Raw genomic sequence first — 23423 nt, forward strand, 5'->3', positions numbered from 1 at the left:
CTCCTTGTGAACGCGCACCGCAGGCAACTCGTCTCGCTCGCCCACCCGGTCTACCTCTCGCTCCTCGCCTCGGTCGCCTCCGGGATCATCAACACCGTCTGGGTCTCCCGGCTCGGCGGTGCCGCCGTGGCCGCCGTCGCCGTCGCGACCAACACCGAGAACGTGCTGCTCGGCATCGCGCTGGTCTTCGCCTCCGGTACGACCGTGCTCGTCGCGCACGCCAGGGGAGCGCGCGATCCCGCCGCCCTGCGGGCCGCGGTGCGCGGCGGCCGCGGGCTGTGCGGTCTGGTGACGCCGGTGGTCGTGGTCGGCGGGTTCCTGTCGCGCGAGCCGCTGGCCCGCCTGGTCCTCGGCGGCGGCGACTTTGCGGCCCTGCGCCTCGCGACCGCCTACTTCGCGATCTCCCTGCCGGGCATGGGCGTCTTCTTCGCCCAGCAACTCGTCGACGGCATCCTCAAGGGCACCGGCGACACGCGCACCCCGATGCGCCTCGCCCTGCTGGCCAACGGGCTGATCCTGCTCTGCGACCCGGTCCTGATCCACCTCTACGGCGTCCGGGGCGCCGCGGCCTCGACCGTGCTGTGCCGCTGCGTGGCCCTGGCGGCGGGCCTGCGTGCGCTCGGCCGCAACGCGCTGCTGCGGACGGCGGCCGGCGCCGCTGCCGCGGAACCGGCCCTCGCCGCCCTGCGCCGGACCCTCACCACCGGCCTGCCCATGTCCGCCGACTTCACCGTGCGGCAGGGCGGGGCCCTGGTGCTGGTGGCGATCGTGGCGCGGCTCGGGGTGACCGCGGTGGCCGCCTACTCGATCGCGTACAAGGTCATGTACGTCGCCACCATGGCCTTCTACTCGGTACGGCAGGCCGCCGCCATCCACACCGCGCACACCCGGGGCGCGGGGCAGGACGCACGCCGGGACATAGGCCGGCAGACGATGCTCGTGTCCGGGGGCCTCGGCCTGAGCGCCGCCGCCCTGTTCGCCGCCACCGCCCCCTGGATCATGGCCGCCTTCGGCGCAGGACCCGAGGTCGCGCACCAGGGGGTGCTGTTCCTGCGCTGCATCGGCCCCTACCTGTTGCTGATGGCCTGCTTCATCGCGCTCGGCGGGGTCTTCGAGGGCAGCGGGGGAGCTCCGGCGCTGCTCCGGGCCACCCTGCTCGGCACCGCCGTCCAGCTGCCGTTGGCGTATCCCCTCTCCGGGCTCGGCCTGCCCGGCGTCGGCCTGGCCCTGGCGCTCTCGATGGCCGTGCAGTGCGGGGCGGTGGCGGTGCTGTTCCGGCGGGCCCGCCGTCAGGAGGCCGAGGTCTCCTTCGCGGGAGCCGGCTGAGGCGCCGGTGGGGTCTCCGTGACCGCGGGGACCGTGGAGCGCCACAGCCGTCGGGCCGCCATGAGCGTGGCGGCGGCGAGCAGGCCGTTGCGCAGGACGAGCAGCGTGATGCCGTACGTGTCGCTCACGACCACGTGCACGAAGCCGATCGGGAACTCCAGGACCGTCAGGAAGGTCGCGGTGAGGAGCATCAGGGCGGGGGTGCCCATGCGGCTCGCCCGGAAGCACAGGCACACGGCGGCCAGGCCGATCAGCCACACCAGGTACTGCGGGCTGATCACCCGGCTGGTGACCGTGAACAGCAGCACCGCGGTGAGGGCCGCGTCCGCGAGCGTGTGCGCCTCGAACCGGGACGCCCGCCGCCGCCACAGCACCAGCCAGCCGATCGCCGCCCCGCTCAGCGCCATCGCGACGTTGCTGACCAGCCCGACGTACGGGCCGACGAACTCGATCGAGCCGTAGTTCAGCAGCACCTGGCCCTGCCAGCCGTGGTGCCGGGCCACATGGAAGACCAGGGCGCCCAGCGACTCCACCTCCGTGCCCCGGTCCCGCTGGAAGGTGAGGAAGGCGAAGGCGCCCGGCACGGACACCGCGAACAGGGTCGCGACACCGCACGCGGTCACCGCGGCCGACATCCACGCCCGCAGCCGGGTGGCGCCCACCAGCAGCAGCGCCGGCCACACCTTCAGCAGGGCCCCGAAACCCACCAGCGCGCCCATCACCCGGGGATGCCGGATCCCCGCGAGCAGGGCCGCCACGGCCACCGCGGTCACCATCAGGTCGTAGCGGGCGTACACCGTCGGGCCCAGCAGGGGCACACCCACCACCCAGGTCCACGCCCCGCGCAGCGAGCGGCCGGGCCGCCGGCCCGCGTGCAGCAGCAGGGCCAGCACGGCCAGGTCGGCCAGGCACACCAGCACGAAGAAGGCGTGCGGGTAGCTCAGGAACGGCAGGGTGGCGGGGGAGAGGATCGCGAGCGCGGCGGCGGGCGGGTACTGCCAGGTCACGTCGTCCAGCGGAAACGCTCCTTGGCGCAGCACCTCGTACCAGCCCTGGTAGATCACCGACACGTCGGAGGTGACGTCGGGGCCCGGGAAGACGTAGACCCCGAAGACGAAGAGCAGTAGCACCAGCCGGGTGGCGCACCAGATCGCCAGCAGTCCCGCTATCTTCCCGCTCACCCGCACCCCTGTTCGTACACCGACCCCGGTCCCGACCCATGATCCCCTGCCCACCTGTGCGTGTGCCACGAAGCGCGCCCGGTAGGGTCGGCGACGATGCACAAGACGCTGATCGTGACCAACGACTTTCCGCCCCGGCCGGGCGGCATCCAGGCCTTCCTGCACAACATGGCCCTCCGGCTGGAGCCCGGGCGGCTGGTCGTGTACGCCTCCACCTGGAAGCGCGGTCGCGAGGGCGTCGAGGCCACGGCCGCCTTCGACGCCGATCAGCCCTTCACCGTCGTACGCGACCGTACGACCATGCTGCTGCCCACGCCCGGCGCGACCCGGCGGGCCGTCTCGCTGCTGCGGGAGCACGGCTGCACCTCGGTCTGGTTCGGGGCGGCCGCGCCGCTCGGTCTGATGGCGCCCGCGCTGCGCAGGGCCGGCGCCGAGCGGCTGGTGGCCACCACCCACGGGCACGAGGCCGGCTGGGCCCAGCTGCCCGCCGCCCGGCAGCTGCTGCGCCGGATCGGGGACTCCACGGACACGATCACCTACCTCGGCGAGTACACCCGCTCCCGGATAGCGACCGCGCTGACCCCGGACGCGGCCCGGCGGATGGTGCAGCTGCCGCCCGGGGTCGACGAGAAGACCTTCCACCCCGGCTCGGGCGGCGACGAGGTCCGGGCGCGGCTCGGGCTCACCGACCGGCCGGTGGTCGTGTGCGTCTCCCGGCTGGTGCCGCGCAAGGGCCAGGACACCCTGATCCAGGCCATGCCCCGGATCCTCGCCGCAGAGCCGGACGCCGTGCTGCTCGTCGTCGGCGGCGGCCCCTACGAGCAGGACCTGCGCCGACTGGCCCGCGAGACCGGCGTCGAGGCCTCCGTCCGCTTCACCGGCGCGGTGCCCTGGTCCGAGCTGCCCGCGCACTACGGTGCGGGCGACGTCTTCGCGATGCCGTGCCGCACCCGCCGCGGCGGCCTGGACGTCGAAGGCCTCGGCATCGTCTACCTGGAGGCCTCCGCCACCGGCCTGCCGGTCGTGGCCGGCGACTCGGGCGGCGCCCCCGATGCCGTACTCGACGGCGAGACGGGCTGGGTCGTCCGCGGCGGCGAGCCCGCCGAGGCCGCGGAGCGCATCATCGCCCTCCTCGGGGACGCGGAACTCCGCGACCGGATGGGCAAGCGGGGCCGCCAGTGGGTCGAGGAGAAGTGGCGCTGGGACCTGCTGGCGGAGAAACTCGAGGACCTGCTCTAAAAGCCGTCTTCAAAAACTCGTCCCCGCTCTAGGCGGAACGGGAAAATCCGCACATGCTGCGCGCATGACAGCAAAACTGATGCAGCGTCAGCTGAGTCGACGTCACATCCTGGGCATGATCGCCCTCCAGACCGCCGCCACGGCAGGTCTCACCCGCATCGGTCTTCAGTCCGCGCAGGCAGCCGAACCGGCCGCCGTCGACAACTCCCCGGCCATCGTCGTCGGTTCGGGCTACGGCGGCGCCGTAGCCGCCCTCCGCCTCGGCCAGGCCGGCATCCGCACCCTCGTCCTGGAGATGGGCCGCCTCTGGAACACCGCCGGCAGCGACGGCAAGGTGTTCTGCTCCACCAGCGCACCCGACCAGCGCTCCATGTGGTTCCGCACCCGCACGGAGGCCCCGCTGGCCACCTTCCTCTGGCTGGACCTCGTCAACAAGGACATCAGCACCTACCCCGGGGTCCTCGACCGTGTGCACTACGACAACATGTCCGTGTACGTCGGCCGGGGCGTCGGCGGCGGCTCCCTGGTCAACGGCGGGATGGCGGTCACCCCGCTGAAGTCCTACTTCGCCGAGCAGTTCCCGACCGTGGACGCCGAGGAGATGTACGGCACCTACTTCCCGCGCGCCCGCTCCATGCTCGGCGTCAACACCATCGACCCGGCCTGGTTCGAGTCCACGGAGTGGTACCAGTTCACCCGCACCTCCCGGAAGGCCGCCGCCAACGCCGGCCTGAAGACCACCTTCGTGCCGAACGTCTACGACTTCGGCTACATGCAGCGCGAGGCCGCCGGTACGGCCACCAGGTCCGCGCTCGCCGGCGAGGTCATCTACGGCAACAACTACGGCAAGCGCAGCCTCGACAAGACCTACCTGGCCGCCGCCCTCGGCACCGGCAACGTCACCATCCACACCCAGGAGAAGGTCAGGGCGGTCACCAGGGCGAGCGACGGGTCGTACGTCCTGACCGTCGACCGCATCGACAACACCGGCAAGGTCGTGGAGACCAAGCAGTACGGCTGCACGTACCTCTTCCTCGGCGGCGGCAGCCTCGGTACGACCGAACTCCTCGTCCGGGCGCGGGACACGGGCACCCTGCCCGCGCTGAACTCCAGCGTCGGCGCCGGCTGGGGCACCAACGGCAACACCATGCTCGGCCGCGCCAACCACGTGTGGGACACCGTCGGCGCCAACCAGGCGACCATGCCCGTCATGGGCATCGACGACTGGGCCAACACCGCCAACCCGGTCTTCGCCGAGATCGCCCCGCTGCCCATGGGGTTCGAGCACTGGATCAGCCTGTACCTGGCGATCACCAAGAACCCCGAGCGGGCGTCGTTCTCGTACGACTCCACGTCCGGGGCGGTGAAACTCGGCTGGACCCCGGCCCAGAGCGCCGTGTCGGTCGCCATGGCCAAGAAGCTCTTCGACCGGATCAACGCGGCCAACCTGACCATCTACCGGTACGACCTCTTCGGCTCGACCAGCAAGATCTTCGCGGACGACTTCACCTACCACCCGCTGGGCGGCTGCGTCCTCGGGAAGGCGACCGACGACTACGGCCGGGTCAAGGGGTACTCCAGGCTCTACATCACCGACGGCTCGCTCGTGCCCGGCTCGATCGGTGTGAACCCCTTCGTCACCATCACCGCGCTCGCCGAACGCACGATGGCGCGGGTCCTCGTCGAGGACACCGCGCCATGACGCGCTCTCAGCAGGCGTACTACTTCGCGTAGATCGCCTCGATCTCGTCCGAGTAGTCCTTCGCCACCACGTTCCGCTTGAGCTTCAGCGACGGGGTGAGGTGGCCCGACTCCTCCGTGAACTGGGAGGACAGAATGCGGAACTTCCGCACCGATTCCGCCTTCGACACCGCGGCGTTGCCGTCGTCGATCGCCGCCTGGATCGCCGCCAGCAGATCCGGGTCCTCGCGCAGCGACGCCGCGGTGGAGCCCGCCGGCTTGCCGTGCTCGTCGGCCCAACGGCCCAGGAACTCGTCGTCGATGGTGACCAGCGCGCCCACGAACGGCCGCCCGTCACCCACCACCATGCACTCCGCGACCAGCGCGTGGGCGCGGATCCGGTCCTCGATCACGGCCGGGGCCACGTTCTTGCCGCCCGCGGTGACGATGATCTCCTTCTTGCGGCCGGTGATCCTGAGGTAGCCGTCCTCGTCGAGGGTGCCGATGTCACCGGTGTGGAACCAGCCGTCGGCGAGCGCCTCCGCGGTCGCGCCCGGGTTATTCCAGTACTCCTTGAACAGGTGCTCGCCGTGCAGCAGCACCTCGCCGTCGTCCGCAATCCGGATCACCGAGCCGGGCAGCGGCTGGCCGACCGTACCGATCTTCTGCCGGTCCCAGGGGTTGAACGCGGTCGCCGCGCAGGACTCGGTCAGGCCGTAGCCCTCCAGCACCGTGAAGCCGATGCCGCGGAAGAAGTGACCGAGCCGCTCGCCCAGCGGGGCACCGCCGGAGATCGCGTACTCGCCCCGGCCGCCGAGGACCGCGCGCAGCTTGCTGTAGACCAGCTTGTCGAAGACCTTGTGCTTGATCTTCAGGCCGACGGACGGGCCCGACGGGGTGTCCAGCGCCTTGCTGTAGGCGATCGCGGTGTCCGCGGCCTTGTCGAAGATCGCGCCCTTGCCGTCCGCCTGCGCCTTGGCCCGCGCGGAGTTGTACACCTTCTCGAAGACCCGCGGGACACCGAGGATCAGCGTCGGCCGGAAGGCGGCCAGCTCGTCGGTGAGGTGCTTGATGTCGGGGACGCAGCCGAGCTTGATCGGCGCCATCATCGGGGCGATCTGCACGAGCCGCCCGAAGACGTGCGCGAGCGGGAGGAAGAGGAGGACCGAACACTCACCGGTGCGGAACAGCGGACGCAGCCGCTCCACGATGTTCCCGCACTCGGCGAAGAAGCTGCGGTGGGTGAGGACACAACCCTTGGGGCGCCCGGTCGTACCGCTCGTGTAGACGATGGTCGCCGGGTCGTCGGCCTTGGCGAGCGAGCTGCGCTCCTCCACGGTCGCGTCGGAGACGTCCTGCCCGAGCCGGCCCAGTTCCTCCAGGCCGCCGGCCTCGATCTGCCAGACGTGCTTGAGGGCGGGCAGGCTGTCGCGCACCGAGTCGACGGCGGCCGCGTGGTTGTCCAGCTCCACGATGCAGGCGGTCGCGCCCGAGTCGGAGAGGATCCACTGCACCTGCTCCGGCGAGCTGGTCTCGTACACCGGCACGGTGACCGCGCCCGCGCTCCAGATCGCGAAGTCGAGGAGCGTCCACTCGTACCGCGTCCTGGACATCAGGCCGACCCGGTCGCCCGGCTGCACACCGGAGGCGATGAGCCCCTTGGCGGCGGAGTGCACCTCGGCCAGGAACTCCGTGGCCGTCACGTCCTGCCAGGCGCCTCCCACCTTGCGGGCGATGACGGCGACGTCGGGATGCTGCGCGGCGTTTCTGCGGACGATGTCGGTCAGATTGCCGTCCGCAGGGACCTCGTACAAAGCCGGAAGGCTGAACTCGCGCAAGACTGCTGCTCCTCATAGGGCGCCGGCGCCACGACACTGTGTGATGCGACGGTGCGGTCCAAGGCTCGGGCGGATGCTCTGGGATTCAGATGTTGAAATCCAGAGCACGACTGGACGGCCCGGACGTTACCCGTCGGTATGGCTTCTACGACAGGGGGTCCCGACGAGATGTTCGCTGCGTCACACGGGATGGCGTTCCTTCGCGCACAGTAGTCCACGGCTTAAGCGACCGGCGAGTAACCCCAGGCGGGGTCGCCACTGTTCACGCACATCCCACACGCCTACCCTTGATCGCCATGGCACCCACACGCTCCGGCAACCGAAGGACACGCGTCCATGTGGTCAGCGATGTGCACGGCAACGCCCGTGACCTGGCCCGGGCCGGGGCCGGTGCGGACGCCCTGATCTGCCTCGGCGACCTCGTCCTCTTCCTCGACTACGCCGACCATTCACGCGGGATCTTCCCCGACCTGTTCGGCGAGGAGAACGCCGACCGCATCGTCGAACTGCGCACCGCGCGCCGCTTCGAGGAGGCGCGCGCCTTCGGGGCCCGGCTGTGGGCCGGGATCGGCTCCGACCGGGCCACCGCCATCGAGAAGGCGGTGCGCAAGCAGTACGCCGAGCTGTTCGCCGCGTTCCCGACACCGACGTACGCCACCTACGGCAATGTCGACATGCCGCCTCTGTGGAGCGAGTACGCGGGCCCCGGCACCATGGTGCTGGACGGTGAGCGGGTGGAGATCGGCGGCTGGACCTTCGGGTTCGTGGGCGGCGGGCTGCGCACCCCGATGCGGACGCCGTACGAGATCGACGACGAGGAGTACGCCGCGAAGATCGAGGCGGTCGGCGAGGTGGACGTGCTGTGCACGCACATCCCGCCGGAGGTTCCGGAACTGGTCTACGACACGGTCGCGCGCCGCTTCGAGCGCGGCAGCCGGGCGCTCCTGGACGCGATCCGCCGCACCCGCCCGCGCTACTCCCTCTTCGGCCACGTCCATCAGCCGCTGGTGCGCCGGATGCGAATAGGGGCGACGGAGTGTGTGAACGTGGGGCACTTCGCGGGGACGGGCAGGCCGTGGGCACTGGAATGGTGACGCCCCGGAGCCGGCGGGCGAGGGGCGGTCGGCGGTGTGAAGGACCGTGTGAAGGACGGGGTGAAGGCTCCAGGTCGGCGGCGCGGTAGCCTTCACGCTGCACACTCTTAGGTCCGTATCTGGAGGAGCCACGGCGATGGCGGAACACACCAGTTCGAGCATCACGATCGAGGCGGCTCCGGCCGACGTCATGGCGGTGATCGCCGACTTCGCCCGCTACCCGGACTGGACCGGCGAGGTGAAGGAAGCAGAGGTCCTCAAGTCCGACGACCAGGGCCGTGCCGAGCAGGTCCGCCTTGTCATGGACGCCGGTGCCATCAAGGACGACCAGACCCTGGGCTACACCTGGACCGGCCAGAACGAGGTCTCCTGGACCCTGGTGAAGTCCCAGATGCTGCGCTCGCTGGACGGCTCCTACATCCTCAAGCCGGCCGGCGCGGGCGCCACCGAGGTCACCTACCAGCTCACGGTCGACGTCAAGATCCCCATGCTCGGCATGATCAAGCGCAAGGCGGAGAAGGTCATCATCGACCGCGCTCTGGCAGGCCTGAAGAAGCGGGTCGAGTCGACCGACTGATCTTCGCCCGCCGGGTCATGCGGCTACCGCCGTGGGCAGCCGCAGCATCGGGCACCCCTGCCCTCCGTTACCGTTCACCCTCATGCGCACCATCCTGATCACGGGCCCGGGCGGCAGCGGTCGTACGACCATGGCCGCTGCCACTGCGGTCGACGCCGCCCGCGAGGGCACCCGCACCCTCCTCCTGAGCGCCGACCGCACGGACACCGCGGGCAGGGCACTGGGCGCCGAGACAGGACAGACCCCCACCGAGGTCACCGAGAACCTCACCGTCTGGCGCCCCGACGCCACGGAACGCTTCCGGCAGGATCTCACCGCCTTCCAGACCCGCGCCGCGAACGTCCTGGACCTGCTCGGCGCCGCCCGGCTGGACGGCGAGGAGGTCACCCCGCTGCCCGGCGCCGAGGAGCTGTCCTTCCTGCGCGCCCTCCGGGACGCCGCCCTCTCCGAGCGCTACGACCTCCTCGTCGTCGACCTCCCACCCCTCCAGCAGGCCCTCCCGCTGCTCGCCCTCCCCGAGGAACTGCGCCGCTACCTGCGCCGTCTGCTCCCGCCCGAGCGGCAGGCGGCCCGCGCCCTGCGCCCGGTCCTCGGCCGGCTGGCCGGTGTCCCCATGCCCGCCGAGTGGCTGTACGAGACGGCGGCCCGCTGGGACGTCGAGCTGGCCGCCGTCGAGGCGGTCCTCACCGACCGGCGCACCGCCGTACGCCTGGTCGCCGAACCCGGCCCCGCCGGCGCCGACGCCGTACACACCGCGACCCTCGGCCTCGCCCTGCGCGGCCTGCGCACCGAGGCCCTGATCGCCAACCGGGTCCTGCCCGAGACGGCCCCCGACTCCTGGCTGGCCGGCCTCCTCGCCCAGCAGCGCAAGGCCCTGGCCGAGTGGGCCGAGCCGTACGACCTCCACACCGTCCCCCACCTCGGCCGGGACCCGCACGGCACCGACGACCTGGACGCCCTCGCCGTCCCCGGCGTCAACCTCGTGCCCGCCCCGGTCGAGTGGCCTGTCGCGGACTGCCTCGCCGAGGACGGCGTGCTCGTCTGGCACATCCCGCTGCCCGGCGCGATACGGGACGAGCTGGACCTGATCCGGCGCAGCGACGAGCTGGTGATCACCGCGGGCCCCTTCCGGCGGATCGTTCCGCTTCCCTCCGCGCTGCGCCGCTGCACCGTTGCGGGGGCCGCCCTGCGCGAGGGTGAGCTGCGCATCCGCTTCACCCCCGATCCCGACCTGTGGCCCGCCTTCGGACGGTGAACCGCGTACGCCCGTTCGGGTAACGTCGTAGGGGCGAACCGTAGTCAGGAGTCCGCCATGAGCGAAGAGCGTCCCGCACCCGACCCGGCCGACGAGGTCCGCGGGGTGGGGGTCCCCCCTGCCGGAGCGCAGTCGGAAGCCTGGGGGAGGGCGACCGACGACGACGCCTGGGCCACGGCCTGCGCCGAGGACCTCGCCGCCGAGAAGGCCCGCCGCCACGCCGAGCAGGGCCCGCCCCCGGGCTCCGCCGCCGAGGAACTGCGCAGACTCGTGGACAGCGTGGCCGACAAGCTGTCCGGTCTCCAGTCCCCGCTGCTCGGCGCCGTCGCCGGACCGGCGGCCCAGCAGGTGGTGCGCCAGGTCGTCCAGCAGGCGAAGGCCGCCGTCGAGCCCGTCATCGAGCGCAACCCGGAGGTCTTCGACCACCTCGCCGCGGCCGGCAACGAACTGCTGGCCGCCTACCGCTCCGCGGTCCAGGCCCAGGAGCACCGCTGGACCACCGGCGCGGCCGACCTGAAGGACGACTCCTCCGACCGCCGAGACCGGGGCGAGGGCACCGGTCCGGGGGAACGCATCGACCTGGACTGAAGCCCTCCCACGGCAGGGCCTCGGGTACGGTTGGCCGTAGCGGGGCTCGACCGAAACTGAGGGATTCATGGGACTCACCATCGGCGTCGACATCGGCGGCACGAAGATCGCGGCCGGCGTGGTCGATGAGGAAGGCAACATCCTCTCGACCTACAAGGTGCCGACCCCGGGCACGCCCGAGGCGATCGTGGACGCCATCGCCTCCGCCGTCGAGGGCGCGCGCGCCGGGCACGAGATCGTCGGCGTGGGCATCGGTGCGGCCGGTTACGTCAACCGGCAGCGCTCCACGGTGTACTTCGCGCCCAACATCGACTGGCGCAACGAGCCGCTGAAGGAGAAGGTCGAGGCCCGCACCGGCCTCCCGGTCGTGGTCGAGAACGACGCCAACGCCGCCGCCTGGGGCGAGTACAAGTTCGGCGCCGGCAAGGGCCACCGCAACGTCATCTGCATCACGCTCGGCACCGGCCTCGGCGGCGGCATCATCATCGGCAACAAGCTGCGCCGCGGCCACTTCGGCGTGGCCGCCGAGTTCGGCCACATCCGCATGGTCCCGGACGGCCTGCTGTGCGGCTGCGGCAGCCAGGGCTGCTGGGAGCAGTACGCCTCCGGCCGTGCCCTGGTCCGCTACGCCAAGCAGCGCGCGAACGCCACTCCGGAGAACGCCGAGATCCTGCTGGGCCTCGGTGACGGCACCCCGGACGGCATCGAGGGCAAGCACATCTCCATGGCCGCCCGCCAGGGCGACCTGGTCGCCGTCGACTCCTACCGCGAGCTGGCCCGCTGGGCCGGTGCCGGCCTCGCCGACCTGGCCTCCCTCTTCGACCCGTCCGCGTTCATCGTCGGCGGTGGTCTCTCCGAGGAGGGCGAGCTGGTCCTCGACCCGATCCGCAAGTCCTACAAGCGCTGGCTGGTCGGCGGCAACTGGCGTCCGGTCGCCGACGTGATCGCCGCCCAACTCGGCAACAAGGCCGGCCTCGTGGGCGCAGCCGACCTGGCCCGCGAGCCCGACCCGATCATGTAGCGAGCCCTGCCCCTCCTACGACGATGCCCGCCGCGTCCCGTCCCGGGACGGCGGGCATCGTCGTATGTTGATCGTCATGTTGCTTCCCAACTCCCGTACGGAACCGGATGGTTCCGCCGTCATCCGGGTCCTCGGCTACAACATCCGCTCGATGCGCGACGACACCGACGCCCTGGCACGGGTGATCACCGCCTGCGCCCCCGACCTGGTCCTCGTCCAGGAAGCCCCCCGTTTCTTCCGCTGGCGCAAGAAGCTCGCCCGGCTCGCGGCGGCCTCCGGACAGGTCATCCTCACCGGAGGAGCGACGGCAGCGGGGCCGGCGATCCTGTGCAACCTGAGAGCCACCGTCGAGCGCACGGAGGACGTACTGCTCCCGCTCACCCCCGGCCTGCACCGCCGCGGCCTCGCCACGGCAGTGGTCCGCTTCGGCGCCGCCCGCCTCGGAGTGATCAGCTGCCACCTCAGCCTGCAGCAGGACGAGCGCTACGACCAGGCCGGCATGCTCCTCGACCGCCTCGCGGGCCTGGGCGTGGAGCACGCCGTCGCGGGCGGCGATCTCAACGAACGCCCCGACGGCCCCACCTTCCGTCTCCTCGCCGACAGCCTCCAGGACTGCCGGACCACCGCCCCCTGGGGCGGCGAGTTCACCTCGACCCCCGCCGACCCCCACCAGCGCATCGACGCCGTGTTCGCCACGAAGGGCATCGAGGTGCTCGGCTGCGGCGTGCCGCTGGAGCAGCCGGGGATCACGGAGACGGACCTGAGGGCGGCCACGGACCACCTTCCGGTCCTCGCCGCCCTCAGGGTGCCCGCCACCGTGTAGCTACGGCCGCTGCTTCGCCTTGCCGACAACGGCCCAGCTGTCGAGGTAGGAGAGCTGGGTGTACTTCTTCATGGCCGGGCCGTCGCCCGAGGAGCGCTCGTCACGGAAGCCGAGGAAGGCGTACGTCTCCGGGTCGAAGATGAAGTAGCCGCCGAAGCTCGTGACCCCCTCCGGGACCGTGGGGTCGTCGTACGTGATGGCCACGCCGGTGCGTCCCTTCGCGTCCTGCTGGTTCGGCACCGCCTTCACCCCGGGCACCATGCCGAGCGCCTCGTAGGCCGCCGGGCGCAGCCCCTGCGGCATCACCGGGACCAGCTTGAGCAGCCCCGTGAGGCTGTCATGGATCACTGACCACTGCTCGTCGGTGATGTCGTCCAGCGAGTCGGTCTTCCCGGGCATGCCCACGTCGCGGCCGATCGCGAGGATCAACTTCTTCGGATCGGTCGGTAGCTTCCGCAGCGTTCCCCAGTCCTGCGGCGGCCAGACGCTCTCGTTCTTCTTGAGCGGCGGCGACCACCACCCCTTGCCGACCTCCATGATCCAGGACGGCTTCGAGCCGTCCACCGAGCGCCAGTTCTCGTCGACGTAGCTCTTCGTCCCGCCGGTCTTCTGGTTGGTCTCCTTGATGATCTCCTTGGTGTAGATGAACTGGTCGTCGCGCGGGGTGACCGTCCGCTCGTGCTTGCGCTCGTAGGTGGCGGCCCCGTTCAGCACCATCTGCGCGCTCACATTCCGCATGGCGGGCGCACTCGACGCCGGCGGGTTCGCCGTCCGCTCCCGGTTCGCGCCGTCGTCGTCCCGTACGACGACCAGGACCCCGGCGGCGACCGCCGCGGCGAGCGCGCCGGTCAGGGCGATGCGCAGGACGGGGCGCCGCGGCCGTACGACCGGAGCGGGCCGGTCCATCGCGGCGACCAGCCGTGCCCGTACCCGGTGCCGGGTGGCGTCGTCGAGCGGGGGAGTCCCCGGGGCGTGGTCGCTCACTTCGCGCAGTTCGTCGATGTCATGCATGGGCGTCTGCCTCTCGGAATGCCGTCGGATCGGATCCGCCCAGTGCTTCGCGCAATCTGCTGCGAGCCCGGTGCAGCCGGGATCTGACCGTGCCGACCGGCACGCCGAGGGCCTGGGCCGCCTCCTCGTAGTCGAGGCCGGCCCAGGCCACCAGCAGCACCAGGTCGCGGTGCCGGGCGGACAGCCCGGCCAGCGCGGCTGCCAGTTCCCGGCGCACCCCCGTGGCACCGGCCCTGGAAACCGCCCGGTCCGCGACCGGCTCCTCGTGCTCCACCGGCTCCGGCAGCCGCGCGAGCGCCTTGAACCGGCGCGCCTCGGTCCGGCGGTGCCGACCGATGAGGTTCGTCGCGATGCCGAACAACCAGGGGCGGGCGTCGTCCCGCCCGAGGTCGTAGGTGTGACGCCGCTGGAAGGCGGTGATGAAGGTCTCCGCCATCAGATCCTCCGCCGCCTCGGGACCGAGCCGCTGGGCCGCGTAACGGTGCACGGCGTCGGCGTACCGGTCGTAGAGCGCGGCGAACAGCTCGGGCTCGTCCCGGGACCGCGCGATCACGCGGGCATCACTCTCCTCGCGATCCTTGCCGCGGGTGCCGACGCCCGGTGGTCCGACGGTCATCGGGGCTCCTTTCGTTCGAATGAACGCCTCGAAGGCTTGGGCTTGTTCGGGTTGTTCATCTCTCCTTCGCCGGTCGGCGGAATCGGGTTCCCTTTTCGGCGCACCGGCCGTGCGAGCCGGGCTGCGCACCGGGTCCGGCGCGGGCCGCCGACCGTACGGAGATGCGTGAGGGCCCGTCCGGATGGTCTCCGGACGGGCCCTCAGCCGATCGGTCAGACGACCGCGCCGTGTCCCGGTTCGTCGTCCTCGTCGTCCGTCTTCATCCGCATCACCAGCGTGGCGAACCCGCCCAGGAACCCGCCGATCCCGAGGGTCGTCAGCCACCAGGTCATCTCCCAGCCGAACAGCACGGCCACCAGGAGCAGGATCGGGCCGCCGACCACCCCGAGCCAGGCGAACCTCGCGGTCGTGTCGGCGGTCGGCAGCGGCGGCGGCTCGGGCGGTACGAAGTGGCCCTCGTCGTCCTCGTCGAAGTCGTCGTCGGACGGTTCCGGCGGGGTGTGGTCACGCGGGCCCACGCCGGGCGCGAACGAGATCGAGCTGCCGAGCGGCTTCGCGGGCCGGGGCTCCTCGGAGCCGGCCGTGCCCTCGCCCGGGGGCTCGGGTTCGGGCAGCGCGAGATCCTCGATCGGCCTGAAGGGCCTGGAACCCGGCGGGTCCGGTGGCTCGTCGCCGTACCCTGCGACGATCGCCCGCCAGGCGGCGGCCTCGTCGAAGGGAACGCCCTTCTCGTCCGGCTCGCGGTCCTCGCGGTCGGAGTCGTGCTCAGCCAACTGCGGCCGTCCCTTCCTTGCCGACACTGGGTGCGAGCCGGCCGATGAAGGCGAGGCTCTCCTCGAAGATCCGGTCCGCATCGTGGTCCAACGTCGCCACGTGGTAACTCTGTTCCAGCACGACCTCCGTTACGTCCACGGAGGACACCCGGCTCAGCACCCGGGCCGAGTCCGCCGCCGGGACCACATGGTCCTGGGCGCTGCGCAGCAGCAGCAGCGGCTGGGTCACCTGGGGCAGCTCGCCGTCCAGCCGGCGCAGGGACACCCGCAGGGAGTGCGCCGGGTGCAGCGGCACCCTGTCGTAACCGAGCAGCGCCGGGCCGCCCTTGGCGATGTCGCTGGCGATGCCTCTCGTCGTCCGTACCAGGTGCCGGGCCACCGGAAGCGCGTACGCCGACAGGCCGTGCACCCGGTTCGCCGGGTTGACGACGACCACCCCGGCGACCCGCTCGCCGTTCCGGGCCGCCAGCCGCAGCGCCAGCGCCCCGCCCATCGACAGGCCCGCGACGAACACCCGGGAGCACCGATCGGCGAGCACCCGCAGCTCGCGGTCCACCTCCGCGTACCAGTCCTCCCAGCCCGTGAACTGCAGGTCCTCCCAGCGGGTGCCGTGCCCGGGCAGCAGCGGCAGCGACACGGTCAGGCCGTGCGCGACGTGGTGCTCCGCCCAGGGGCGCAGCGACTGGGGCGAGCCGGTGAAGCCGTGACAGAGGAGGACACCCACCTCCCCGCCCTCGTGGCGGTACGGCTCGGCTCCGGGGAGAACCGGCACCTTTCGGGCTCCTGTTCCTGAGAAAGGCGTGAAGAACTGGCGGATGTGCTTCACCGTACGCGACCGCACTGACACCGACCAGGGTCGTCGGGGTCATTGACGGCGGTCCGGGTTAAGGTCTGATCTACGGAAACAGGAGGCACGCGGGTGTTGTACGGCACGATGAAGGTCGCCATCGGAGGACCGCTGAAGGTCGCCTTCAGACCCTGGGTGGAGGGCCTGGAGAACATTCCGGCCGAAGGCGCCGCAATTCTGGCGAGCAATCACCTGTCCTTCTCGGACTCGTTCTTCCTGCCCGCGGTTCTCGACCGCAAGGTCACCTTCATCGCGAAGGCCGAGTACTTCACCACCCCGGGCGTGAAGGGCCGCCTCACGGCCGCCTTCTTCAAGGGCGTCGGACAGCTCCCGGTGGACCGCTCCGGCGCGCGCGGCGCCGGCGAGGCCGCGATCAAGAGCGGTATAGAGGTGCTGGAGCGCGGTGAGCTGTTCGGCATCTACCCGGAGGGCACGCGCTCGCCCGACGGCCGGCTGTACCGGGGCAAGCCCGGCGGCCTCGCGCGCGTGGCGCTCGCCACCGGCGCGCCGGTCATCCCCGTCGCGATGATCGACACCGAGAAGATCCAGCCGCCCGGCAAGGTGATGCCGAAGCTGATGCGACCGGGCATCCGCATCGGCAAGCCGCTGGACTTCAGCCGCTACCACGGCATGGAGCACGACCGCTTCGTGCTGCGGGCGGTGACCGACGAGGTCATGTACGAGATCATGAAGCTCTCCGGCCAGGAGTACGTCGACATGTACGCGACCGCCGCCAAGCGGCAGATCGCGGACGCGGCGAAGGCGGCCAAGGAAGCGGAGAAGGCCACCAGGGACGCGGAGAAGAAGCAGACCGAGGGCTAGCGGGGGAAGCCGGGGGAGCGGGGGGTCATGGCGAAGCGCGAGCGGGTCATGCGGATGTCGGTCGAGCTGCCGCTGTGGCGTGCGCTCGCCGGATACCGGGTGCTGACCATGCTGTACGCCATCGGCCTGTGCGCCACGGCGTACGACCATTTCGTACGCCCCTGGGTCGCTGTCGCCTACTACGCGGTCCTGGTCGGCTGGACCCTGGCCACCCTGCCCAAGGTGGCGAACGCGGCGAGCTGCACCAAGCGCTTCCTGGCCGTCGACCTGAGCATCGCCCTGGCCGGCATCATGCTCACCCCGCTGGCCGACAGCCACGAGCGGATCGCGAGCGGCGGCCCGACGCTGCCGTCGATATGGACCGCCGGCTCGGTCCTGGCCTTCGCCATCAAGGGCGGCTGGCGCTGGGCCGCCGTGGCCTCCACGGCCGTCGCCGTCGTCAACCTGGTCGAGCGCGGCACACCGGCCCGGGACACCGTGCACAACGTGATCCTGGTCTGGGTGGCCTCCATCGCCATCGGCTACGTCGTGGAGGTCGCCCGCGCCTCCGAGCGCACCCTCGCCCGCGCCCTGGAGATCGAGGCCGCGACCCGGGAACGGGAGCGGCTGGCCCGGGACATCCACGACAGCGTGCTCCAGGTGCTGGCCATGGTGCAGCGGCGCGGCGCGGTCATCGGCGGCGAGGCGGCCGAACTGGGGCGCCTCGCGGGCGAGCAGGAGGTGGCGCTGCGCACGCTGGTCTCCGGCGGGCTGCTGCCGGTCTCCCGGGTGTCGGAGGACACGGCCGCCGGAGCCGTCGTCCGCGCGGTCGAGGAGCCCGATGACGAGCCGGCCGACGGCCCCGTCGACCTGCGCACCCTGCTCGCCCCCTACGCCGGCGCCCTGGTCAGCCTCGCCGAGCCCGGTGCCCCGGTGCCGCTGCCGCGACCGGCGGCGCGGGAGCTGGCCGCCGCGGTCGGGGCCGCCCTGGACAACGTGCGCCGGCACGCCGGTGCCGAGGCCCGGGCCTGGATCCTCGTCGAGGACGAGCCCGACGAGATCGTCGTCACCGTACGGGACGACGGCCCCGGCATCCCCGAGGGCCGGCTCGCCCAGGCCGAGGGCGAGGGCCGGCTCGGCGTGGCCCAGTCGATCCGGGGCCGGCTGCGCGACCTCGGCGGCAGCGCCGAGCTGATCTCCGTCCCCGGGCAGGGCACGGAGGTCGAACTGACGGTACCGAAGGCCTCACGGGACAAGGCGGAGAAGCGATGAGCGAGCAGCAGGACCCGATCAAGGTCATGGTGGTCGACGACCACCCCATGTGGCGCGACGCCGTCGCCCGGGACCTGGGCGAGTCCGGCTTCGAGGTGGTCGCCACCGCCGGCGACGGCGAACAGGCGGTCCGCCGGGCCAAGGCCGCCGCCCCCGACGTCCTCGTGCTGGACCTCAACCTGCCCGCCAAGCCCGGCGTCCAGGTGTGCAAGGAACTGGTCGGCCACAACCCCGCCCTGCGCGTCCTGGTCCTGTCCGCGAGCGGCGAGCACGCCGACGTGCTGGAGGCCGTGAAGTCCGGCGCGACCGGCTACCTGCTCAAGTCGGCCTCCACCGAGGAACTTCTGGACGCGGTGCGCCGTACCGCCGTCGGCGACCCGGTGTTCACACCGGGCCTGGCCGGACTGGTCCTCGGCGAGTACCGGCGCCTGGCCGCCGAGCCCGCGCCCGCCCCGGACGCCGACGAGCCGGGGGCACCCCGGCTGACCGAGCGGGAGACGGAGGTGCTGCGGCTGGTCGCCAAGGGCCTCAGCTACAAGCAGATCGCCGAGCGCCTCGTCATCTCCCACCGCACGGTGCAGAACCACGTCCAGAACACCCTCGGCAAGCTCCAGCTGCACAACAGGGTGGAGTTGGTGCGGTACGCGATCGAGCGCGGGCTCGACGACGCGTGAAACCGCCTGGTCAAGCCGCCTCCTGACAATTCACCGAAATCACCCTTCCCGCCTCTCGCTGTGTGACGCGCATCACCATTACCGTGACTGGGCGTCAGGCAACCGTGGCGAAGGGACATTTCCATGCGGGTCGGAGTACTGACCGGAGGCGGCGACTGCCCCGGGCTCAACGCCGTCATCCGGGGCATCGTCCGCAAGGGCGTTCAGGAGTACGGATACGACTTCGTCGGCTTCCGGGACGGCTGGCGCGGACCCCTCGAGGGCGACACCATCCGCCTCGACATCCCGGCCGTGCGCGGCATCCTGCCCCGCGGCGGCACCATCCTCGGCTCCTCGCGCACCAACCCCCTCAAGCAGGAGAACGGCATCCGCCGGATCAAGGAGAACCTGGCCAAGCTGGAGGTCGAGGCGCTCATCGCGATCGGCGGCGAGGACACCCTCGGCGTCGCCGCGCGGCTGTCCGACGAGTACGGCGTGCCGTGCGTCGGCGTGCCCAAGACCATCGACAACGACCTGTCCGCCACCGACTACACCTTTGGCTTCGACACCGCCGTCAACATCGCCACCGAGGCCATCGACCGCCTGCACACCACCGCCGAGTCCCATATGCGGGTCCTCGTCTGCGAGGTGATGGGCCGCCACGCCGGCTGGATCGCCCTGCACTCCGGCCTGGCCGGCGGCGCCAACGTCATCCTCATCCCCGAACAGCGCTTCGACCTCGACCAGGTGTGCGCCTGGATCACCTCCCGCTTCAAGGCCTCGTACGCCCCGATCGTCGTCGTCGCCGAGGGCGCCATGCCGAAGGACGGTGACGTGGTCCTCAAGGACGAGTCGCTCGACTCCTTCGGGCACGTCCGCCTCTCCGGTGTCGGCGAGTGGCTGGCCAAGGAGATCGAGAAGCGCACCGGCAAGGAGGCCCGCACCACGGTCCTCGGGCACATCCAGCGCGGCGGCACCCCGAGCGCCTTCGACCGCTGGCTCGCCACCCGCTTCGGTCTGCACGCCGTCGACTGCGTCCGCGAGGGCGACTTCGGCAAGATGGTCGCCCTGCGCGGCACCGACATCGTCCGCGTCCCGATCGCCGAGGCTACGGCCAAGCTGAAGACGGTGGACCCGAAGCTGTACGAGGAGGTCGGGGTGTTCTTCGGCTGACGACCGCCCCCGGACGGCTACACGGTCGTGCGGCGCAGCTGACCCATCAGCTCCCGTACGACCGCTGCCCCGTCCAGGCTCAGCACCGACTCGGGGTGGAACTGCACCCCGGCGAAGCCCGGACCGCGTACGGCATGCACCTCCCCGTTCTCCGCCCGGCTCACCTCCACCCCGTGCGCGGCCAGCTCCCGGGCCTCCTCCTCGCCGCAGTGCGCCACGAAGCTGTTGTAGAAGCCGACGGTCTGCGCCTGCCCGAACAGGTCGATCGTGGTCTGCGCCCCCTGATGGGGCACCTCCTTGCGGACGATCCCCAGCCCCAGCTCCGCCGCGATCAGCTCGTGCCCCAGGCAGACCCCGAGGACACCGTGCCGGTGTTCCCGGACGACCTCGGCGGCCAGGGCCCGCAGGAAGCGCATCTTGGGATCGTCCAGGTCGCCGGGGTCACCCGGGCCGGGCCCGAGGACGACCGGTCCCTCGTGCGCGCGCACGGTCTCCCGCAGCCCCGGCGCGTCGTACCGCCGTACGGTCACCTCCAGCCCGGCCGAGCGCAGTACGTGCGCCAGCATCGCCGTGAAGGTGTCCTCCCCGTCGACCACCAGGGCATGCCCCTCCAGCGCCGTCTCCCGTTCCTGCATCCGCAGCCAGAACGGCGCCAGCGAGGAGCGGCGCCCGTCCAGCGCGGCCCGCACCCGGGGGTCGTCGGCCAGCCGGGGCCGCTCCCGCTCGTCGCGCGGCGGGGACGGCCGTACCCCCAGGGCCGCCAGCACGCCCGCCGCCTTCGCGTGCGTCTCGGCGACCTCGCCCGCCGGGTCCGAGCCGCGCACCAGCGTCGCGCCGACCGGGACGCGCAGCCAGCCCTCGGCCGAGATGTCGGCGGTGCGGATCAGGATGGGGGAGTCGAGGGTCTGGGCGCCCCCGGAGTCCCGCCCGACGAGGGCCAGCGCCCCCGCGTAGTAACCGCGCCCGCCGACTTCGTGCCGCTCGATCACCCGGCAGGCGTTCTGCACCGGCGACCCGGTGACCGTCGCCGCGAACATGGTCTCCTTCAGTACCTCCCGCACGTCCAGGGAGGACTTGCCGCGCAGCTCGTACTCGGTGTGCGCGAGGTGTGCCATCTCCTTCAGCCGCGGGCCGACGACCACCCCGCCCATGTCGCCGACGGTGCACATCATCTTCAGTTCCTCGTCGACGACCATGGACAGCTCCTCGATCTCCTTGCCGTCGGCGAGGAAGTCCAGCAGGTGCTCGGCCGTCGGCCCCTCGGCCGGATACCGGTACGTCCCGCTGATCGGGTTCATCACGACCGTGCCGCCCGCCCGTCTCCCACCACCGCCCTCAACCGAGAGCGCTTCGCGCCCGCCCCTTCCACCTGACATCCGCACATGCACCTCGGGGCTGGCACCGACCAGCGTCCGGTCCCCGGTGTGCACGACGAACGTCCAGTACGCGCCCCGCTCGCCCTCCAGCAGCCGCCGGAACAGCGCCAGGGCGTCGGCCCGCCCGAATCCCGGGATCTCACCCTCGTACGTCCGCCGGATCACGAAGTTCGCGCCCTCGCCCCGGCCGATCTCCTCGCGCAGCACCCGCCCGACGATCTCGCCGTACTCCTCGTCGTCGACGTCGAATCCCCCGCCCTCGACCCGCACGTCGTGCCCCGGCAGCGACCGGAGGGCGTCGGCCAGCGGGATCTCGTACGACTCCTCGGGCGTCAGCACCAGCAGCGGCGTGCCGTCGTCGCGGACGTCGAAGCCGCGCTCGCGGATCTGCCGGAACGGCACCAGTGCGAGGCCCTCGTCGGGCAGGTCGGCGAGGCGGTCCCGGGAGGAGACGGGGCCGAGCAGCACCTCCACCGTGTGCTCGTCGCGGCCCGGGGTGCGACGGCGCAGCAGGGCGAAGGGGCGGGGGTCGTGCAAGAGGTTCTGGAGATCCATGGGTGATCCTTCTCGATGGAGAGGAACGACCCCGGAAAACACCGAAGGCCGCCCCTCGGGCGGCCTTCGCGAAGTCTTGAGTACGCGCAGTCAGCGGGCCGCCGGATGAGCGGTCCACCACCAGTTCTGGGTCGAAAGCGCGAACATGCGAGGAACCCTACCGCACGGCCGTGGCGTCCATGAAGCAAACACTCCGTCTCACCAGTCGAGCCGGAGGAAAATATGGCGACACGACCCCGTAATGTTTACGAGGTGACCGTGAACGCTAAGACCAGCCCGAGCGCTGGCAACACCTGGCGAAACCTGCCCGCGGCGCAGCAGCCCGAGTACCCCGACACCGAGGCTCTGCGCGCAGTGATCGCGGACCTCGAGTCGTATCCGCCGCTCGTCTTCGCGGGCGAGTGCGACCAGCTGCGCGCCCGGATGGCGGCCGTCGCCAAGGGAGAGGCGTTCCTTCTCCAGGGCGGCGACTGCGCCGAGGCTTTCGACGCGGTGTCCGCCGACCACATCCGCAACAAGCTCAAGACCCTGCTTCAGATGGGCGCCGTGCTGACGTACGCCGCCTCGGTGCCGGTCGTGAAGGTCGGCCGCATCGCCGGTCAGTACTCCAAGCCGCGCTCCAAGGACACCGAGACCCGCGACGGCGTCACGCTGCCCACCTACCGCGGCGACTCGGTCAACGGCTTCGACTTCAACGAGGCCGCCCGCATCCCGGACCCTGAGCGCCTGAAGCGGATGTACAACGCCTCCGCCTCGACGCTGAACCTGGTGCGCGCCTTCACCACCGGCGGTTACGCCGACCTGCGCCAGGTGCACGCCTGGAACCAGGACTTCGTGAAGTCCTCCCCGTCCGGGCAGCGCTACGAGCAGCTGGCGCGGGAGATCGACAGCGCGCTGAACTTCATGCGGGCCTGCGGCACGGACCCGGAGGAGTTCAAGACGGTCGAGTTCTACTCCTCGCACGAGGCGCTGCTGCTGGACTACGAGTCGGCGCTGACCCGCGTGGACTCGCGTACCGGCCGGCTGTACGACGTCTCGGGGCACATGGTGTGGATCGGTGAGCGCACCCGGCAGCTGGACGGCGCGCACATCGAGTTCGCCTCGCAGATCCGCAACCCGATCGGCATCAAGCTCGGCCCGACGACGACGGCCGAGGAGGCGCTGCAGTACATCGACCGCCTCGACCCCGAGCGGGAGCCGGGCCGGCTGACCTTCATCGTCCGCATGGGCGCCGACAAGATCCGCGACAAGCTCCCCGAGCTGGTGGAGAAGGTCACGGCGTCCGGCGCGACGGTGGCCTGGGTGACCGACCCGATGCACGGCAACACCTTCGAGGCGGCCTCCGGGCACAAGACCCGGCGCTTCGACGACGTGCTCGACGAGGTCAAGGGCTTCTTCGAGGTCCACAAGGCCCTCGGCACCCACCCGGGCGGCATCCACGTCGAGCTCACCGGTGACGACGTCACCGAGTGCGTGGGCGGCGGCGACGAGATCTTCGTCGACGACCTGCACCAGCGCTACGAGACGGCCTGCGACCCCCGCCTGAACCGCAGCCAGTCCCTGGACCTGGCGTTCCTGGTCGCCGAGATGTACCGGGACCAGTGATCAGGAAAGATCGCTGATCGCAGTGGGGGGCGGGTCACACCCGCTCCCCGCCCCCCAGCACAGTTTGGGGTGCGGCGGGGGGGGTGAGGTTTTGTAAGCCAACCCCAACAATCGGGACG

The 23423-nt window shown here is 71.4% G+C and carries 22 protein-coding genes; 14 read left to right on the forward strand and 8 right to left on the reverse strand.

Features of this window, described 5'->3' with window-relative positions:
- The first annotated feature begins 6 nt into the window (after positions 1-6).
- On the forward strand, positions 7-1326 hold the full coding sequence (locus ACIRVH_RS19710) for an MATE family efflux transporter (protein WP_403954754.1): 1320 nt from the start codon (positions 7-9) through the stop codon (positions 1324-1326).
- Here ACIRVH_RS19710 and ACIRVH_RS19715 read toward each other — a convergent pair.
- Positions 1290-2507, reverse strand: coding sequence for a glycosyltransferase 87 family protein (locus tag ACIRVH_RS19715; RefSeq protein WP_403954757.1), 1218 nt, complete (start codon positions 2505-2507; stop codon positions 1290-1292). The two genes, ACIRVH_RS19710 and ACIRVH_RS19715, sit on opposite strands and share 37 nt — an antisense overlap.
- Before the next feature lie 96 nt (positions 2508-2603).
- Between ACIRVH_RS19715 and ACIRVH_RS19720 the strand changes: the two genes are divergently transcribed.
- Complete coding sequence (locus ACIRVH_RS19720; RefSeq protein ID WP_403954760.1) at positions 2604-3746, forward strand: glycosyltransferase family 4 protein; 1143 nt, start codon at positions 2604-2606, stop codon at positions 3744-3746.
- 115 nt (positions 3747-3861) lie between these two features.
- Positions 3862-5448, forward strand: a complete 1587-nt coding sequence (locus tag ACIRVH_RS19725) for a GMC oxidoreductase (RefSeq protein ID WP_403954948.1) — start codon at positions 3862-3864, stop codon at positions 5446-5448.
- Positions 5449-5467: 19 nt separating this feature from the next.
- Here the strand turns inward: ACIRVH_RS19725 and ACIRVH_RS19730 are convergent, their stop codons facing one another.
- Positions 5468-7264 carry an AMP-dependent synthetase/ligase gene (locus ACIRVH_RS19730; protein WP_403954763.1) on the reverse strand — a complete coding sequence of 599 codons (1797 nt, stop codon included), beginning with the start codon at positions 7262-7264 and terminating at the stop codon, positions 5468-5470.
- A gap of 296 nt (positions 7265-7560) precedes the next feature.
- Here ACIRVH_RS19730 and ACIRVH_RS19735 point away from each other — a divergent pair, with 296 nt between their 5' ends.
- The 6 genes from ACIRVH_RS19735 (at position 7561) to ACIRVH_RS19760 (ending at position 12622) form a co-directional block, all read left to right on the forward strand.
- Entirely contained in the window at positions 7561-8358 is a 798-nt protein-coding gene (locus tag ACIRVH_RS19735) for a metallophosphoesterase (protein WP_403954764.1), read from the forward strand.
- Positions 8359-8494: 136 nt separating this feature from the next.
- Positions 8495-8935 carry an SRPBCC family protein gene (locus tag ACIRVH_RS19740; RefSeq protein ID WP_403954766.1) on the forward strand — a complete coding sequence of 147 codons (441 nt, stop codon included), beginning with the start codon at positions 8495-8497 and terminating at the stop codon, positions 8933-8935.
- Positions 8936-9017: 82 nt separating this feature from the next.
- The gene (locus ACIRVH_RS19745) at positions 9018-10190 is read left to right on the forward strand and encodes an ArsA family ATPase (RefSeq protein ID WP_403954768.1); all 1173 of its coding nucleotides are present in this window, start codon (positions 9018-9020) and stop codon (positions 10188-10190) included.
- A 57-nt stretch (positions 10191-10247) separates the two neighbouring features.
- A complete protein-coding gene (locus ACIRVH_RS19750) occupies positions 10248-10778 on the forward strand; it encodes a DUF5304 domain-containing protein (RefSeq protein ID WP_403954771.1) in 531 nt (176 codons plus the stop codon).
- 67 nt (positions 10779-10845) lie between these two features.
- Entirely contained in the window at positions 10846-11799 is a 954-nt protein-coding gene (locus tag ACIRVH_RS19755; protein WP_145875298.1) for an ROK family glucokinase, read from the forward strand.
- Positions 11800-11863: 64 nt separating this feature from the next.
- The gene (locus tag ACIRVH_RS19760) at positions 11864-12622 is read left to right on the forward strand and encodes an endonuclease/exonuclease/phosphatase family protein (protein ID WP_403954774.1); all 759 of its coding nucleotides are present in this window, start codon (positions 11864-11866) and stop codon (positions 12620-12622) included.
- On the opposite strand, the gene ACIRVH_RS19765 is transcribed toward ACIRVH_RS19760, so the two are convergent.
- From ACIRVH_RS19765 to ACIRVH_RS19780, 4 genes are all read right to left on the reverse strand, one after another.
- Positions 12623-13633: a CU044_5270 family protein gene (locus tag ACIRVH_RS19765; RefSeq protein WP_403954778.1), complete on the reverse strand. Its 1011-nt coding sequence runs from the start codon at positions 13631-13633 to the stop codon at positions 12623-12625. It lies immediately after the preceding gene.
- Complete coding sequence (locus ACIRVH_RS19770) at positions 13626-14249, reverse strand: RNA polymerase sigma factor (protein WP_403954780.1); 624 nt, start codon at positions 14247-14249, stop codon at positions 13626-13628. Before ACIRVH_RS19770 ends, ACIRVH_RS19765 begins: the two co-directional genes overlap by 8 nt.
- Before the next feature lie 212 nt (positions 14250-14461).
- Positions 14462-15022, reverse strand: coding sequence for a hypothetical protein (locus ACIRVH_RS19775; protein WP_403954782.1), 561 nt, complete (start codon positions 15020-15022; stop codon positions 14462-14464).
- Positions 15015-15794: an alpha/beta hydrolase gene (locus ACIRVH_RS19780; protein ID WP_403954784.1), complete on the reverse strand. Its 780-nt coding sequence runs from the start codon at positions 15792-15794 to the stop codon at positions 15015-15017. Before ACIRVH_RS19780 ends, ACIRVH_RS19775 begins: the two co-directional genes overlap by 8 nt.
- Before the next feature lie 162 nt (positions 15795-15956).
- On the opposite strand from ACIRVH_RS19780, the gene ACIRVH_RS19785 reads away from it, so the two are divergent.
- The 4 genes from ACIRVH_RS19785 to ACIRVH_RS19800 all read left to right on the forward strand — a co-directional run bounded on the left by ACIRVH_RS19785 (position 15957) and on the right by ACIRVH_RS19800 (position 19768).
- The gene (locus ACIRVH_RS19785; RefSeq protein WP_403954951.1) at positions 15957-16691 is read left to right on the forward strand and encodes a lysophospholipid acyltransferase family protein; all 735 of its coding nucleotides are present in this window, start codon (positions 15957-15959) and stop codon (positions 16689-16691) included.
- 27 nt (positions 16692-16718) lie between these two features.
- Complete coding sequence (macS, locus tag ACIRVH_RS19790; protein WP_403954786.1) at positions 16719-17942, forward strand: MacS family sensor histidine kinase; 1224 nt, start codon at positions 16719-16721, stop codon at positions 17940-17942.
- Positions 17939-18616, forward strand: a complete 678-nt coding sequence (locus ACIRVH_RS19795; RefSeq protein ID WP_403954789.1) for a response regulator — start codon at positions 17939-17941, stop codon at positions 18614-18616. Before macS ends, ACIRVH_RS19795 begins: the two co-directional genes overlap by 4 nt.
- A 123-nt stretch (positions 18617-18739) precedes the next feature.
- Complete coding sequence (locus tag ACIRVH_RS19800; RefSeq protein ID WP_403954792.1) at positions 18740-19768, forward strand: 6-phosphofructokinase; 1029 nt, start codon at positions 18740-18742, stop codon at positions 19766-19768.
- A gap of 17 nt (positions 19769-19785) precedes the next feature.
- On the opposite strand, the gene ACIRVH_RS19805 is transcribed toward ACIRVH_RS19800, so the two are convergent.
- Both ACIRVH_RS19805 and ACIRVH_RS19810 read right to left on the reverse strand, forming a co-directional pair.
- Positions 19786-21699, reverse strand: a complete 1914-nt coding sequence (locus ACIRVH_RS19805; protein WP_403954795.1) for an anthranilate synthase family protein — start codon at positions 21697-21699, stop codon at positions 19786-19788.
- Positions 21700-21789: 90 nt separating this feature from the next.
- Complete coding sequence (locus tag ACIRVH_RS19810) at positions 21790-21846, reverse strand: trp operon leader peptide (protein ID WP_350818382.1); 57 nt, start codon at positions 21844-21846, stop codon at positions 21790-21792.
- Between the two features lie 105 nt (positions 21847-21951).
- On the opposite strand from ACIRVH_RS19810, the gene ACIRVH_RS19815 reads away from it, so the two are divergent.
- A complete protein-coding gene (locus tag ACIRVH_RS19815) occupies positions 21952-23304 on the forward strand; it encodes a class II 3-deoxy-7-phosphoheptulonate synthase (RefSeq protein ID WP_403954797.1) in 1353 nt (450 codons plus the stop codon).
- Positions 23305-23423: the final 119 nt, after the last annotated feature.

This window comes from Streptomyces sp. NPDC101165 (assembly GCF_044768135.1).
GTDB lineage: Bacteria > Actinomycetota > Actinomycetes > Streptomycetales > Streptomycetaceae > Streptomyces.